Genomic DNA, 15,601 nt, shown 5'->3' with positions numbered 1-15,601 from the left:
GATCCCGGGCGTGCGGATAATCCACGTGCCGGCCGGCCCCCCCCCCGCCCTATTCCCAAGGAAATGCTGCTTCCCTACATGAAGGCATTCGGCGAGTTCCTCACCGATTACTTCCGGAGCCATTGGCCCGGCTACGACGTGGTCCACGCCAACTTCTTCATGTCCGGCCTGGCCTGCCTGCCCGCAACGCGCGAATGCGGCATGCCGCTGGTCGTGACCTTTCATGCGCTGGATCGGGTGCGCCGCCAGCACTAGGGCGGGGCGGACCAATTTCCTGCGGCACGCTATGGCATCGAGCTGGGCCTGGTGCGACATGCCGACAGGCTCATCGCCGAATGCCCGCAAGACCTGGACGACCTGATCGGACACTATGGCGCCGATCCCGCCAAGATCGCCATCGTTCCTTGCGGCTTCGACGCGCGTGAACTCTCGCCCATGGACAAGTTCGCGGCGCGGCTGGCACTGAGATGGGAGCGCGGGCGCTTTTCCATCCTGCAGCTCGGCCGCATGGTGCCCCGCAAGGGCGTGGATAACGTCATCCGCGCACTGGGCCTGCTGCAGGCACGATACGGCGTACCCGCCAAGCTTTACGTGGTCGGCGGCGACGCACAGAATCCGGGGGACCTATCTACGCCCGAGCTTCTTCGCTTGCACGACGTGGCCGAAGCAGCCGGCGTGGCGGACGCCGTCGAGTTCTGCGGACGGCGCGATCGCGCCCAGCTCGCGCTGTTCTACGGCGCCTGCGACGTCTTCGTCACCACACCTTGGTACGAGCCCTTCGGCATCACGCCCGTCGAAGCCATGGCATGCGCCCGGCCCGTCGTCGGCTCCGCCGTGGGAGGCATCCGGTCCACGGTCGTGGATGGAAAAACCGGCTTTCTGGTTCCTCCCCGCGACCCCGAGGCCCTCGCCGGCCGCCTCGCATACCTGGCCGCGCATCCGTCCACGGCACAGCGGTTCGGACGCAACGGGCGGCGCCGTGCGCAACAAATGTTCACCTGGGGGCGCGTTGCCGCAGAGGTAGACCGGATTTACGCCGACGCCTGCCGAGCGAGAGATGCCGGCCGGACCGATGCAGTGGCGAACCCGGGCGACGAAGCACTGGTCGCGAAATAGCACACGAAGGAGAAACGCATGGCGGTCGACGCACCTACGAGCGTGGCGGGAAGGGCAATACTGGTCACAGGCGGCGGCAGGGGGCTGGGTGCCGCGATATGCGAGGCACTGGCGGCAGACGGTGCGCACGTGCTGGCAGGCGACATCGACGTGCAGGCTGCCCGTGCCACGGCGATGCGCCTAGGCGCAGAATGCGAGGCGGTGCGCCTGGACGTCGGCGACGAAAGCAGTGTGCGCGAGGCCGTGGCGCACGCCGTCTCGCGCTTCGGCTCGCTCGACGCAGTGATCAACAACGCAGCCATCGACCTGACCGTTCCCATCGAGGAATTGGACGCGGCCGACTGGGAACGCATTGTTCGAACCAACCTGACCGGCCCTTTCCTCGTCTCCAAATATGCCTGCGAGCACATGCGGGCACGCGGGCAAGGCCACATCGTCAACATCGCTTCAACGGCGTCCAAGCGCGCCTGGCCCAATGCGGCGGTTTATCACGCGACCAAATGGGGCCTGCTGGGACTGTCGCACGCACTGCATGCGGAGCTGCGCAGCCATGGAATCAAGGTAACGGCCGTGATCGCGGGCGGCATGCGAACGCCTTTCCTGCTTGATCGCTTCCCCGACATCGACGTCGGTACCCTGCAAGATCCCGCCGCCGTTGCGCGGACGGTGCGCTTCGTGCTGATGCAGCCCGACGAAACCGTGATCCCCGAAATCATGGCACTGCCGATGCGGGAAACGTCATGGCCCTGAGACCTGCCATATTCCTGGACAAAGACGGCACCTTGCTGGTCAACGACGCCTACAACGTCGATCCGGACCGCATGCGACTGGCGCCCGGCGTCGATGCGGGACTGCGGCGCCTAGCCGGTACCGGAGCTCCCATGTTTGTCATCACCAACCAGCCCGGCGTCGCGCTCGGCCTGTTCGACGAAGACGATCTCATCGGCGTGCGCCAGCAGCTGGCGCGGATGTTCGAAGCTTCCCGTGCGCAATTGCATGGCTTCTATTACTGCCCGCACTTGGCCCGTGGTGTGCGGCGTGCCTATGCCCTGCCATGCACCTGCCGCAAGCCGCGCCCCGGCCTGCTGCGCCAAGCGGCGCGCGAACACGGGCTGGACCTCGCGCACTCGTGGTTCATCGGTGACATTCTCGACGACGTCGAAGCCGGAGCTGGAGGAAGGATTGGCCCGAACCCTAGCCTATTTCAGGCACCGTTTCTTCGCGGAAGCATCCGGCGAGGTTGTAACCGACCCGATCACAGGCCAAGCATAAGATCTACAATGCGGCAGAGCGCTGCAGCGCGAAGGTCTGGCGCTTTCCACCGCCCGCGCCGGCGGCGGACCTGCGGCCCGCCTTGCGCGAAGCGCCGATGCGACCGCAGCCGGCGGAGGGGCTATGAGATTGGCCGATTTCATCGAGGCGAATTTGGACGAGCTCATGCGCGACTGGTCGGCCTTCGCGCGCCAGCTCGACCTGCGGCGCACGGCCGTTTCCGAAGACGCGCTGCAAACCTCGGCCCGCGCGTTGTTGCGGCAGCTGGCCGCCGACCTGCGCGCCGACCCGTCCCCCCTTGATAGCCGCGGCGCGTGCGCATCCAACGCCGGCCCGGCGAGCGGCATTGCCCGGCAGGCACGCGTCCACGCCCGCAGCCGCCTGCGCGCCGGCTTCACCCTGAACGAAATGGTGTCCGAATATTGCGCGCTGCGCGCCAACGTGGTGAGCCGATGGGCGCACGCAATGCACGGCGTCAACGAGACCGCTTGCCAGGACTTGGTTCGCTTCAATGAGGCGCTCGACCAGGCCCTGAAAGAATCCATCGCCCGCTACTCCGCAGGCCTGGAACGCGCGCGCGATCTTTTCGTGGGCATTCTTGCGCATGACCTGCGCACGCCGCTGAGCGCCATTTCCATGTCGGCGCAGCTACTGCTGCAGTCGGACGACCTATCCGAAAAAAACCTCAAGGCTGCAGCGCGCATTCACAACAGCAGCGCGCGCATGCAGCGCATGATCGATGATTTGCTCGATTTCGCACGCACCCGTCTCGGCAACATCCTGCCTTTGACGGTCGCGCGCACCGACCTCGCGGATGTCTGTCACCGCGCGGCGGATGAGATCCGGACGGCCCATCCCGAGCGGGAAATCTTGGTTCACTGCACGGGCGAGTTGACCGGGCGGTGGGATGGCAACCGCCTGGCCCAACTGCTAGTCAACCTGCTCAGCAACGCCGTCCACCATGGCTATCCGGACCGCCCCATCACCCTGCGGGCCCGCCGCGAGAACGACGGGGTAACGGTGGAAGTCCACAATGAAGGCGAACCCATCCCGCCGCGCCTGCGCCGGCAAATATTCGACCCGCTGATGCGCGGCCCCCGGCCCGACACGCGCCGTACCGGGCTAGGATTGGGGCTGTACATCGCCCGGCAGATCGCGACCGCCCACCGCGGGACCCTGGGCGTGACCTCGACCGCGGACGGCACGACCTTCCAACTGTGGATGCCGTGCGAACCGCCGTCCCCTTGATCAACTGCGGTTGTCCGTCTCCGGGGCATCCGGCGTCTGCCGTCCCGGGTCGGCCGCGGTTTCCTTATCGACGCCTATAGGCAGGCCCACCCGCGCCGGAATGCTGTTCGGATCTACCGGATGATTGCCAAGGGTGCGCTTGCGCGGTGCATCCTCGTCGGGCGTTGTCCCCGGCGGCAACTCGGTGAGCTCGCTGCCCGGATCTTCGTTCCCGGTTTGCTCGACCGCGGCGTCCTCGAGGTCCTTCGACTGTGCCGGCGCGTCGCGCTTGCCGGGGGAGCTTGGATGAGATGGCATGGCTTCCTCCTATCGAGAAGCCTCTCCAGCAAAGGCCATGCCCGGCCCCGTCGGCAGCCGGTCAGGCCTTGCGCCAGTAAAGCGCCGTCACCAACCCGATACAGGCCGCGAGCACGGCCGCCATCGTGGCGAAGGCGCCGGTCACTGAAAATGCTTCGGAGATTGACCCAACCAGCAGATAACCAAAAGGCATGGTCCCGTTATAAGCCATGCCATAGAGGCCGACCAGCGCGCCGCGCACGGATTCCGGGCAACGCCGCTGGATCGTGGCATTGGTGGACGTGGCGGAAAAGCTCAGGCTGAATCCCAGCGCGACGAACGCCGCGCCACTCAGGGCCACGCTCGACGACACCGAGAGCACGGCCAGCGCGAGGCACGCCGCCCACGGCGCCACAGGCAGTAAACGGGCCGTTCGCGCAGCAATGGCAGAAGACAACACGACCGCGGCGCTGAGTGCACCCATGCCCGCGCAGGCGAAGAAAACGCCGGTGTACTTGGCGGCGTCCTGAAATGCGTGGTCTGCAAGCAGCGGTACCAAGGTCTGGTAGCTGCCGGCGAATAGCCCCATGCAGGCCAGGATCGTCAAGTACTTGGCGGTGAAATGATCGTCGATGACGTATGAAAGCGCATTGCGCAAGCCTTGCCGCCCGCGCGCTGGCGCCTCGGCCTGCCCGGGCGGGCGCGGCATGGAACGCACGCACCATGCCATGAAAACCAGCGCGAACGCGTATGTCAGGAAAGCCGCGACCTGGCCGAGCAGCGGGTAAATGACGGCAGCCAGGCTGGGCCCAACCATCCGGCCGACGTTATAGACCATCGTATTCATGGCGATGGCATTGGGGCGCAAGGCAGGATCTTGCAAGGCCGTGATCAATAGTACCTGCCGCGCCGGAGACTCGATCGCGCTCAAGATGCCCGCGCAAAGCGCCAGCAGCAGGATGACGGGCAGCACCAGCGCATGCAACAGGGACAGCAGCGCGAGCGTGCAGGCCACTGCCATAGAGGTATACAGCACCGACAGTGTCACCCGGCGCGCGTTGCCCATGTTGATGCGCGCACCGGCCACAGGCGGCACCACTAGCAAGGGGCCGTACAGGAGGAAATTAAGCAGCGCCAGCACGGCCGCCGACCCGGACAGGTGGTAGACGACGAGGTTCAGGGTAATGTTCTGCGTCCAGCTGCCGAGCACCGAAACGCCCTGCCCCGTGAGGTAGCGCCGCAGCGCCGGCTCGGACAAAGCGGGAAAGACTCGGCGAAGCAAGGACATACGGGGGAGGCGGTGCGGGCAGGAAGGAAGAATGTTAGCGCACGGCCGGACGGATTGCTCCGATCATCTAAACTCAGCGCCATCCGTAGGTTCGCAAGAAACCCGAAAGTGGTCATACGCCCGTTACAGAAGCGAGCACGGGTCGAAACCGGGCACCCCCTAGCCTAGCCCCCCACATGCAAGAAGCCCCTGCCTGTTGGCTTGAAATTCACGACCTGGCAGGCGATGTCCAGACACGCCCCGACCAGCGGTCGCAAGTCGCGTTCGCGCGAAATCAGGTAATAGTCGAGGGCCGCGAGCGGCGGGACGCCTCGCAGTCGAACGAGTGCGCCCAACTGCACCAGCTGTTCGGCCCACGCTTCCGGCAATACGCCCACGCCCAACCCTTGGATCAACAGCTGCGCGATCACAGCCCAGCTATTGCAGTGCAGCCGCCTGGCCACTGTAGCATCGATGGTCCGCAGCGATTGCTCGATGATGTGCGCCGTCCCGCTTGACGGCGGCAGCGAGATCAATGCGCAGTCGGCCAGTACGGCGGACAGGCGCCCTTCCCGCTCACTTGTCAGCCTTGGAGAGCATACCCAGACAAAGCCCGCGCTGCCCACGAATTCAGACTTGACTCGAGTATCCGATGGGCAATTGGCAACAACGGCAAAGTCCAGATCTCCCTCAGCCACGCGGCGAGCAAGGTTGCCGAGGGAACTGCCGGCCTCCACGACAGGATCGAGCTGCAGATTGGGGTGCGCGGCCTGCAAGCGCGCGATGAACGACGGCAGCCATGTCAGCGCACTCAGCTCGCCCACGCCGAAATGACAGCGGCCCCGCAAGCTGTCGGGTTGTCGGCCCAGGCTGACGATGAAGTTCGCTTGCCTGAGCAATTGCTCTACGTGCGGCAGCAATTGCTCACCTTCGCTGGTTAGGCGTGCTCGCGCGGAACTGCGGTCGAACAGAATGCTCCGCAGGCTGTCCTCGAGATCCGTGATGCGCTTAGACAGCGTGGATACGGATATATGCAAACGCTCAGCGGCGATCATGAAGTTCGGACTGGTCGCCGCGAGATAGAACGCTTCGAGCTGCTTCAGTGTCATCAACGAATTAAGCGCTGCGCCAAGTGGCCGGGGAGCTTCCGAGCGGCCGCGGGCCTGGTACTTCCCCGTTCGCCGCGCTGGAAGGACGTACGGCAGGAGCCACATGGTACGTCATCCCGAACGGTCCGTGGCGAACGACCATCCTTGGCTGGAGTACGTCGAACGTATCGCCGCCCCGGTGGGACGGATCCGCCCAACCCAGCAGGTAGGTCGCCACGCGCGCCAACGACACGTGTACGGACCAGCTGCCGCCCGTTCGCCGCTGCCGATAAAGTGCCCCCAGGGCGCCCACGATGCCCAGCTGGGCGGTGAGGTAGTCGAGGAGCAGCCGTGTGGGCGACAGCCGGGGCTTGCCGCCTGTCGCATGCAGGACCGCGATCCCCGTGGCTGCCTGCACGACCTGATCGAACGCCTTGCGCGCAGCCCACGGCCCATCCGGGCCGAAGGCGCTCACGCTGACGTGGACGACATCGCGCCGTGCGCGCGCCAGCAGTCCCGCGGCGTCAAGGCCGAACCGAGCCAGAGCGCCAGGACGCCAGGAATCGACGACTACATCGGCCTCCGCCGCCAGAGCCCCCACAATGGCCAAGTCTTCGGGGTCTTCGAGATCGGCGAAGGCGTTGCGCTTTCCGATGCCCGTATCCAGGATCTGCGGCAGCGGATCCGGCTGCGCGGGCGACGAGACCCTGAGCACGTCAGCGCCACAGAAGGCGAAATGCCGCGCGACGACGGGCCCGGCAATCACGTGTGAAAGGTCCAGCACGCGCAGCGCATCCCACGGCGCCCGGATCGGCGCGCCATCACGCAGCCGGCGCAAGTGCAGCAGCGGCGACGCCGCAATCGCGGCGCCAGCGGGACAGGCCAACCACGCCTCGGGCGTGCGGGCCCACGCTCCTGGCAATCCATTTGCGGCGGCTGCATCTTCCAGAGCGTCAGCCGGCCAGCGGCGAATCGCCGCCGCAAGAGCGGACGGCGTATTGGCGCAATCGAGCAGGGCCAGCGTGCCGTCGCGCAGGTGCGGGTAAGAGCCGGACGTCAGAAACCAGCGGCCGTCGGCCGTCGAATAAAAGTCCGACTTCAATTCCCGACTGTGGGAAGACTGAGGATAGCGATGACGGTGGATGCGCTGGAAATGCGTCGGCTCCAACCCCGCGAGCGCCTGCGCCGGCGAAATCTCGTACACAACCTTCACGTCGGGCTGCGACGCGCCGTCGTCCTCGTGGGAAGCGACTTCCGTCGCATGTACCACGGCTAGCTGGAATGCGCTCGCGATATCTGCCAACGGCAGAGGCGAATCGAGCCGGGGACTCGGCCCGCTCAGCCGGAACGCCGGAGCCTGCGGTAAACCCGCGGCGGCGAGCAAGTCATTCGCGATGGTCCGTATGCGCGCAGCGGAGTCGCACTCACTTGCCATGGAACATTGGCTGGCGCTTCTCCTCGAACGCCTGCCTGCCCTCAACATAGTCCGCGCTGCGGAAACAGTCGAGAATCGCGTCCTTGCAAGCCTGCCAATCGCGCTCGCCGGGCGCCGCCGAGGTTTCGATGGCCAGCTTGGAGGCCCGATGCGTCAGGGGCGCTAGCGACGCGATCCGGCACGCCAGGGCAAGCGTGTCGTCGCGTGACTGGATGCGGTTGACCAAACCCATCCGGCAGGCCTGCTCCGCCGAATACCGGTTCGCGGTAAACATGATTTCCTTGGCATTGGCCGGCCCCACCGCTTGCGTGAGCCGATGCAACCAGCTCTCGTGGTACCCCACTCCGACTTTGCCGGCGGGAATGCAGAACTCGGCCTGCTCGGTGGCATAGCGTAGGTCGCAATGCAGCGCGATGGCCACGCCTCCGCCAAAGCAATAGCCGTTGATAAACGCGATGGTCGGCTTCCGCACGACGGCGATGCGCTCCATCGCGCACTCGACGGTAGCGTTGTACAGACGGACGTTTTCTTCGGTGTTGCGCTTCTCGCCGAACTGGGAGATGTCGGAGCCGGACGCAAACGCGCGATCGCCAGCACCCTCGAACAGGATGACCCGCACTGCATCCCGGTTTTCCAGCTCGTCCAGTAAGCCGGGCAGCGACTGCCACATGTCGAAAGTCAACGCATTGTGCTTGACTGTATGGTCGATCACGACGCGGGCCAGCTGTTCGTCGACCTCGATGCGGATGCGGCCGGTGGTATCAGATGACATGTTCGTTCCTCAATTGTTGCAAGGCCTCGCCCTGAATGCCGATCTCGGCCAAGAGCGCTTCGTTGTCCTCGCCGGGCATCGGTGCGACGCGGCGGACGCCCGGCCGATGGTCGCCGATGCGCACCGGCTGGCCGACCAGGTGGATGTCGCCCAGCTTTTCGTGCCTGACCGGCCACGCGATGCCCAAATGCTGCACCTGCACGTCCTCGAACGCTTCCTTGATGTTGTTGACCGCCCCGCAGGCCAAGCCGTTGGCATTCAGGTGTTCAATCCAGTAGGCGTTAGTCTGCGTGGCGAAGATCGCCGCGATTTCCGCATTCAGCGCGTGCCGATTGGCCGAGCGGGCCTTGTTCGTAGCGAAGCGCGGATCGCCCAGCCAATCCTCGCGCCCCATCGCGCTGCAGAAGCGCTTCCACATCACGCTGCCCGACACGCAGATGTTAACTTTTCCGTCCTTAGTGTCGAACACGCCCGTGGGGATAATGGTGGGATGGTCGTTGCCCACCTGCTGCGGCACCTCGCCGGCCACCAGGTAGCGCGCGCACTGGAAATCCATCACGGCCAGCATGGACTCCAGCAGCGAGGTCCGTACCCACTGCCCCCGGCCGGTCTTTTCCCGCTCGTACAGTGCAGCGAGGATTCCCAGCGCGCCATAGAGACCCGCAGTCGTATCGGCTATCGCGATGCCGGCTCGGACCGGCCCCTGTCCCGGCAGCCCCGTAATCGACATCATGCCTGTCATCCCTTGGATGATCTGATCGTAGCCGGGACGGCTCGCGTACGGCCCGTCCTGACCGAAACCGGAAATACTGGCGTAAATGATTCTCGGGTTGCGCGCACGCAACGTTTCGTAATCGATGCCAAGTCGATGTTTCACGTCTGGCCGATAGTTCTCGACCACCACGTCAGCCCGCTCCACCAGCCGCAGAAACAAGTCGCGGCCCTTATCGGATTTCAAATTCAGCGTGACGCTGCGTTTGTTCCGGTGCAGATTCTGATAGTCAGGACCCAACCGCATCCCGCCCATTTCATTCTCGTGTTCGGGATTGACCGGCTCTTCGATCTTGATCACGTCGGCGCCCCAATCGGCCAGGACTCGCACCGCTGTCGGACCGGCGCGGACGCGGGTTAAGTCGAGTACGCGCACGTCAGCCAGCGACAGACGCTCCTGTTGTCGAGACATCCAATACTCCTTACTTCGCCTTCAGCGAGAACTTCTCGAAATTCATCTTGGCAATGGTGTCGGCCCACATCTTCCGTTCGCTCTCGACCTTCTTGGCAAAATCCTCGGCGGAGCCGGGAGAAGCAACCACACCTTGGCGCTCATAGAGCGCGATGACCTCGGGCGACGCCAGAGCTTTGTTCAAGGCCCGATTCAGCGCCTCGACACGGTCCTTAGGAATGCCCGAGGGACCGACAAGGCCGTACCATGTGGGTTTGTTGAGTTCCGGCAAGCCCAGTTCGGCGTATGTGGGCACGTCGAGCAGGCTCTCGAGCCGCTTGGGCGCCTGCACCGCCAGCGCGCAAACCTTTCCACTTTTGATGTGAGTCATTGCCGTGCTGACGTTGTCGAACACCGCCTGCACTTGGCCCGCGTACAGGTCATTCATTGCGTTGGACAGGCCGCGATAGGGCACGTGCAACATGCTGGTTCCCGTCGCTTGCAGAAAGCGGGCCCCATTCAAGTGGGACAGTGAGCCGACGCCGGCTGATCCGTAGGAGTACTTGTCGGGACTGGCACGAAGTCTCTCGAGGAAGGCCGTCATGGCGCAATTTGGAGCCACGGACTTCTCCACCAGCAGTACGCCAGGTGCGGTGATGAGCCCCCCGATGAACGTGAAATCCTTGACGGAGTCGTACGGCGCTTCCGTATAAATGTTGGGAGCGATGGCATGAGTCGTCGCCGACGCCACGCCCAACTTGTAACCATCGGGTACAGAGCGTCGCACGAAGTTCATTGCGATCAAACCAGCTGCCCCAGCCTTGTTTTCGATGACGACCGCCTGACCCAACGCGCCCCCCATGGCTTGCTGGATCGCGCGAGCAGCCGTATCTGTCGGACCTCCTGCAGCCATGGGTACCACGATAGTGATCGGAGCACTGGGAAATGTTTCTGCGCCGGCGGCTCCGACCCCGCCCGCACTCATAGCGCCGAACAGGACGGCCAGTGCAGTTTTTTTCATGGAGTTCTCCTCATAAGTTTTCCTTTTGTTGGGTTTTTCTGTCTGTTTATTTCTAAGCAGACAGCAGGCAATGCGGGCCCAGCTCGTCCACGCTGCAGACGCCCAACATGGCCATGTTGCGATCGATTTCAGCCTGCAGAAGCTGGCACGCACGAACAACGCCGACCGGACCTCCCACCGCCGCAGCACAAATAAACGGCCGGCCGGCGAACACATAACGTGCGCCTAGCGAAAGCGCGATCAACACATCGCTACCGCGGCGGATCCCGCCGTCCATCATGACTGTCAGACGCTGCCCCACGGCTTCGGCGATGGCCGGCAGCACGAGCAATGGCGCTGCCGCTCCGTCGAGCTGACGCCCGCCGTGATTCGACACGATGATCCCGTCGGCGCCCACGGCGAGCGCGCGCTTGGCGTCATCGACAGACAAAATGCCTTTGATAACCAGATTGCCGCGCCAAGCCCGGCGTATGGCACCGATGTCTTCCCAACTCAAGTGATCGCGCCCGGTAGTGTCACGCACGGCCTTTGCAGAAAAGGCCGGCGCGCCGCGTTCAGCGAATGAGTTTTCGAAGTGCGGCATGCCACGCGTCAGCAGCGTCGCAAAGAAAGTACGGATCAACCACCGGGGATGTGTGAGGCCCTCCCAGGCCAGCCCTAATGAAGGCCGCAACGGCAGCGAAAAGCCGGCGCGGATGTTGTTCTCCCGGTTGGCCCACACAGGAATGTCCACCGTAACCACCAGCGTCTCGTAGCCCGCTCGACCCACCCGATCGATCAGAGCCAAACGACGCGCCGCGTCTCCAGGCAAGTAAGCCTGAAACCACGTCCCTGGCGCCTTCTCGTGGATTTCTTCCAGCGGCATCAGCGACGAGCCACTCATAATCATGCATGCGCCCGCCTCTTGCGCCGCGCGGGCCATCGCCAGGTCCCCTTCGTAGGCCAGCAAGGCGCTGATGCCGACCGGTGCAATGCCGAAGGGCACGCAGTATGAGCGCCCCAGCAGGACGGTTTCCGTGGACCGGCGAGAAACGTCCCGCAGAACACGCGTAACGAATTGATATTTCTGGAAGGCCGCCCGATTGGCGGCCAGCGACCGGTTGTCTTCCGCGGCCCCAAGGACGTACTCGCGCAGCGGCCGGGGAAACACGCGCGCGGCCGCGCGCTCGAAATCATTCAAATTCAGCAGATGCCGAATCGAAGCTGGGATTCCGTCGGTACGGGCTTCATAGGCAGCTTGAGTAGGGGATGGTGCTGAAGCGGTCGTTGTCGTCATGCCGCAAGATTAGCGGCTCGACCATTCCCCAAAAAAGTGAAATTATTCGCACTGATGCGTTCTAAAAAATCGAAAACAAGGTCGAGAAGAAAGCGAACGAAAAGCGACAGGGCCACGATTGGGGCTGGTTCGATTCGAATGCAGGTGAAATTGGAGAGGCGCGCGGGCGCAGCCAAAGGGCGTTTCAGAAAGAACACCAATTCGACAGCCGGGGTTGCACTTTGTTGAACGACCCACGCTCAGGCAAATTCGTTCGTGAGCGTGCCTATCACCGAAGTGGCAATCGTTACCGTGTCGCCGGCCCTCAGGAAGCGAGGCGGCGTGAAGCCTCCACGCCAGCAGGTGTTCCGGTGGCGATGACGTCGCCGGGCTGGAACGTCAGCCCGGCGAAATCGTCGCGGTCCACAGGTTTGGAGGCACGGCGCACTTGGGGGAGTCGTTGACGCAATTGACCCAAACCAGCGCCTGCATGCCCCCTAGAAGGAAGCAAGCACCGCCCTGACCGACCTTCTCGATGGCAACACCATATTCCAATTGTGCGGCGTCAATACGTGCGCGTAAGAGATAGCACCCTTCGGGCATTGGCCATCGCCGCAAAGAAACAGTCGCCCCTTCTGCCCGACGTACCGACGACCGCGGAGGCAGGCGCGCCCGGATTCGAAAGCCACCCCTGATACTTCCTTGCCGCGCGGGTGCGAACGCCCGAGGCGCTCATCGAGAAATTGAATGCGGCGCTGAACGACAACTACGCGAACACATCACTCACCTCGCCTCCTCAATTCCCGCGTCGTCGTTCAGCCAGCCACGCCCCCGAGCGGAAAGGCGGCGATTACCGCCGAGCTGACCAAGTGAAAAGACGTAGTCGACAAAACCGGCATCCGGGGGAAGGATCGGCCCTCCGAGAGCCGGGGACTTACAGGCCAAGAAAATCGAGATCCTACCCGCCTGCTACTGAAACGCCGTTTCCAGGAAACTGCGCAACTTCCTGGAGTGCAGCCGCTCGGGAGGCATCTGGCCCAGGATCTCCAGCGCCCGCAGGCCGATGGCCAGGTGCTGGCCCACTTGCTTGCGATAAAAGGCCGATGCCATCCCGGGGAGCTTGAGCTCCCCGTGCAAGGGTTTGTCGGAAACGCACAAGAGCGTTCCGTACGGGACGCGATACCGGAAGCCGTTCGCGGCGATGGTCGCGGATTCCATGTCGAGCGCGATGGCGCGGGATTGGGAAAACCGCTGCACGGGTTCCATGTGGTCACGCAGCTCCCAGTTGCGGTTGTCGACGGTGGCCACGGTCCCGGTACGCATGATGCGCTTGAGCTCCCAGCCCGAAAGCCCCGCCACTTCGGCCACGGCCTGCTCCAGGGCCACCTGGATTTCCGCCAAGGGCGGAATGGGCACCCACGTCGGCAGGTCTGCATCCAGCACGTGGTCTTCCCGCACGTAGCCGTGCGCCAGCACATAGTCGCCAAGGCGCTGCGATGCGCGCAACCCGGCGCAATGGCCTAGCATGAGCCACGCATGCGGGCGAAGCACGGCGATGTGGTCGGTGATGGTCTTGGCGTTGGAAGGACCGACGCCTATGTTGACGAGCGTGATGCCTGCATGGTGCGGACGAACCAAGTGGTAAGCGGGCATCTGGGGCATTCTCGGCAGCGGCGCAGGGGCCGCGTCGACGGAGCCGGCGCGCGTAATGCGATTGCCAGGCTCAACCAGCGCCTCGTATTGCCCGCTTGCCACGAGGGACCGCGCGCGGGCACAGAATTCGTCCACGTAGAACTGGTAATTGGTGAACAGGACGAAGTTCTGGAAATACCCCGGCGCGGTGGCCGTGTAATGCTGCAGCCGGTGGAGCGAATAATCGATGCGCGGCGCGGTGAAAAGCGCAAGGGGTTGCGGCTCGCCCGGCTGGCTGGCGCGGGTGCCGTTGACGATGGAATCGTCTGTGACGGACAGGTCCGGCGTATCGAACAAATCGCGCAAGGGCCGCTTCAGCGCCTCGATGTCCTCGCCTTCGACGTAGCTTCCTTCAGGGAACGCGAAATGCAGCGCAATCGGCACGTCGGACTCGCCGATCTCGACGGGCACGCCATGGTTCTTGAGCAAGTGCCCGATCTGCTCCGTCAAATACGATCGAAACAGTTCCGGCTGCGTGACCGTGGTCTGGTAAACGCCCGGTTCGGCAACGTGCCCGTACGAGAGGCGCGTGTCGACTTCGTCGTAGGTTTCCACGCGTATCCGTATATACGGGTAGCAGGCCCGGATGCGCCCGGGCGCCGCGCCTCGCGCTGCGACCACCTCGCGGAAGCTGTCGCAGAGAAACCGGGTATTGCGCGCATAGATATCGATCAAGCGCTGCACGGCCGCTTCCGGCTCGCGAAAGCGTTCGGGCGGCCAAGGCGGCGGCTGGCGGAGCGAAAAGCTGGCAGACGGACTCATGGTGAGATCCCGATGGCAAAGTCCGATGGCGGGTAGCTCGTTACACCTTACATCGAAGCGCTCCGCGCTTGTGGGGCGGAGCGCCTATCTGCCATAGCTTAGCGCCGAATGCTTCGGCGCCAAGCCACCTGGAGCAGCGACGAACCGTCTCACGCTCCAAAGCCAACCAGCACGACCTTGCCTTGCGCCGTGCCGCTTTCGATCAAAGCATGTGCGCGGCGCAGGTTCTCGGCATTGATGAGGCCGAGGCGATGATTGACGGTGCTGCGCAGGCGGCCGGCATCGACCAGCGCCGCCACTTCTGCGAGCAGCCGGCCTTGCTCGCCCATGTCGGGCGTCTCGAACAGGGGCCGGGTGAACATCAACTCCCAATGCAGCGAGATCGATTTGGTCTTGAGCTTCATGGCGTCGAGGCCGACCATGTCGTCGATCACCGCCAGCGCGCCTTGCGGCTTGAGGCTGGCAATGATTTCTTCGTAGTGTTGCTCGGTCTGGGTGAGCGACGCCACGAAGTCCACGTGGCCCACGCCGGCGGCTTGCAGCCCGGCCGACAGCGGCTGGCGATGGTCGATCACGGCATGGGCGCCCAGGTCGAGGCACCACTGGCGCGTCTCGGGCCTGGAGGCCGTCGCGATGATTTCGAGCTGGGTAAGCTGGCGGGCGAGCTGGATCAGAATCGAGCCGACGCCGCCTGCGCCGCCCACGACGAGCAGTTTCCGGCCGGCTCCACCGCCCTTGGCAATGCGCAGGCGGTCGAACAGCAATTCGTAGGCAGTGATGGACGTCAGCGGCAACGCGACGGCTGCTTCGTCGTCAAGCGAGACCGGCGCACGCGCGACAATGCGTTCGTCCACCAGATGCTGTTCGCTGTTGGTACCGGGCCGGTTGATGGCGCCCGCGTAAAAGACGCGGTCCCCGACGCTGAACAGCGAAACAGCGTCACCGATGGCCTCGACGACACCGACCGCGTCCCAACCCAATACTTCCACCGTTCCCTCGGCGGGTTGGCGCGAACGGCGGATTTTGGTGTCGACCGGATTCACGGATACGGCAGACACCCGCACGAGCAGATCACGCGGTCCGGGCGTGGGTGTCGGCAGTTCGACATCTTCGAGCGCCTGCGGGTCAGTGATGGGCAGGCTGCGTCGATATCCAATGGCTTTCATGGCGACTCCTTGAAAAGTGGGTATCGCCACTGTAAACATTCAATTTATAATTGATAAGACCATTTATAT

The 15,601-nt window shown here is 64.0% G+C and carries 14 protein-coding genes and 2 pseudogenes; 5 read left to right on the top strand and 11 right to left on the bottom strand.

The window, feature by feature from the left end:
- The 4 genes and pseudogenes from IRZ12_RS08590 to IRZ12_RS08575 form a co-directional block, all read left to right on the top strand.
- Positions 1-1,116 (top strand): annotated as a pseudogene (locus tag IRZ12_RS08590) (glycosyltransferase); the annotation flags it as partial.
- An 18-nt stretch (positions 1,117-1,134) separates the two neighbouring features.
- On the top strand, positions 1,135-1,866 hold the full coding sequence (locus IRZ12_RS08585; RefSeq protein WP_296467232.1) for an SDR family oxidoreductase: 732 nt from the start codon (positions 1,135-1,137) through the stop codon (positions 1,864-1,866).
- Positions 1,857-2,237: pseudogene (locus IRZ12_RS08580) on the top strand (HAD-IIIA family hydrolase); the annotation flags it as partial. The gene IRZ12_RS08585 and the pseudogene IRZ12_RS08580, both read left to right, overlap by 10 nt.
- Positions 2,238-2,511: 274 nt before the next feature.
- Complete coding sequence (locus IRZ12_RS08575; protein ID WP_296467228.1) at positions 2,512-3,636, top strand: sensor histidine kinase; 1,125 nt, start codon at positions 2,512-2,514, stop codon at positions 3,634-3,636.
- Here IRZ12_RS08575 and IRZ12_RS08570 read toward each other — a convergent pair whose 3' ends face one another.
- The 9 genes from IRZ12_RS08570 to IRZ12_RS08530 all read right to left on the bottom strand — a co-directional run bounded on the left by IRZ12_RS08570 (position 3,637) and on the right by IRZ12_RS08530 (position 12,381).
- Complete coding sequence (locus IRZ12_RS08570) at positions 3,637-3,933, bottom strand: hypothetical protein (RefSeq protein ID WP_296467225.1); 297 nt, start codon at positions 3,931-3,933, stop codon at positions 3,637-3,639.
- A gap of 61 nt (positions 3,934-3,994) precedes the next feature.
- Positions 3,995-5,200 (bottom strand): MFS transporter, encoded by a 1,206-nt coding sequence (locus tag IRZ12_RS08565; protein ID WP_296467222.1) that lies wholly within the window; start codon positions 5,198-5,200, stop codon positions 3,995-3,997.
- A gap of 164 nt (positions 5,201-5,364) precedes the next feature.
- Positions 5,365-6,288 carry a LysR family transcriptional regulator gene (locus IRZ12_RS08560; RefSeq protein WP_296467218.1) on the bottom strand — a complete coding sequence of 308 codons (924 nt, stop codon included), beginning with the start codon at positions 6,286-6,288 and terminating at the stop codon, positions 5,365-5,367.
- Between the two features lie 7 nt (positions 6,289-6,295).
- Entirely contained in the window at positions 6,296-7,651 is a 1,356-nt protein-coding gene (locus tag IRZ12_RS08555; RefSeq protein ID WP_296467214.1) for a CoA transferase, read from the bottom strand.
- Between the two features lie 40 nt (positions 7,652-7,691).
- Positions 7,692-8,474 carry an enoyl-CoA hydratase gene (locus IRZ12_RS08550; protein ID WP_296467209.1) on the bottom strand — a complete coding sequence of 261 codons (783 nt, stop codon included), beginning with the start codon at positions 8,472-8,474 and terminating at the stop codon, positions 7,692-7,694.
- Entirely contained in the window at positions 8,464-9,657 is a 1,194-nt protein-coding gene (locus IRZ12_RS08545; RefSeq protein WP_296467206.1) for a CoA transferase, read from the bottom strand. The genes IRZ12_RS08550 and IRZ12_RS08545 overlap by 11 nt, the downstream gene beginning before the upstream one ends.
- A 10-nt stretch (positions 9,658-9,667) precedes the next feature.
- Positions 9,668-10,657 (bottom strand): tripartite tricarboxylate transporter substrate binding protein, encoded by a 990-nt coding sequence (locus IRZ12_RS08540; protein WP_296467204.1) that lies wholly within the window; start codon positions 10,655-10,657, stop codon positions 9,668-9,670.
- Between the two features lie 52 nt (positions 10,658-10,709).
- The gene (locus IRZ12_RS08535; protein WP_296467201.1) at positions 10,710-11,933 is read right to left on the bottom strand and encodes an alpha-hydroxy acid oxidase; all 1,224 of its coding nucleotides are present in this window, start codon (positions 11,931-11,933) and stop codon (positions 10,710-10,712) included.
- A 304-nt stretch (positions 11,934-12,237) separates the two neighbouring features.
- Entirely contained in the window at positions 12,238-12,381 is a 144-nt protein-coding gene (locus IRZ12_RS08530; RefSeq protein WP_296467199.1) for a hypothetical protein, read from the bottom strand.
- An 88-nt stretch (positions 12,382-12,469) separates the two neighbouring features.
- Here IRZ12_RS08530 and IRZ12_RS08525 point away from each other — a divergent pair, with 88 nt between their 5' ends.
- Positions 12,470-12,607: a tripartite tricarboxylate transporter substrate-binding protein gene (locus IRZ12_RS08525; RefSeq protein ID WP_367181583.1), complete on the top strand. Its 138-nt coding sequence runs from the start codon at positions 12,470-12,472 to the stop codon at positions 12,605-12,607.
- A gap of 274 nt (positions 12,608-12,881) precedes the next feature.
- On the opposite strand, the gene IRZ12_RS08520 is transcribed toward IRZ12_RS08525, so the two are convergent.
- Together IRZ12_RS08520 and IRZ12_RS08515 are read right to left on the bottom strand one after the other, a co-directional pair.
- A complete protein-coding gene (locus tag IRZ12_RS08520) occupies positions 12,882-14,366 on the bottom strand; it encodes an AMP nucleosidase (RefSeq protein ID WP_296467194.1) in 1,485 nt (494 codons plus the stop codon).
- Positions 14,367-14,515: 149 nt separating this feature from the next.
- Positions 14,516-15,532, bottom strand: coding sequence for a zinc-binding alcohol dehydrogenase family protein (locus IRZ12_RS08515; protein WP_296467192.1), 1,017 nt, complete (start codon positions 15,530-15,532; stop codon positions 14,516-14,518).
- Positions 15,533-15,601: the final 69 nt, after the last annotated feature.

The organism is Pigmentiphaga sp. (genome assembly GCF_019689535.1).
GTDB lineage: Bacteria > Pseudomonadota > Gammaproteobacteria > Burkholderiales > Burkholderiaceae_B > Pigmentiphaga.
Note: the sequence above shows the minus strand (reverse complement) of the source record. Positions and strands in the feature narration are given on the sequence as shown.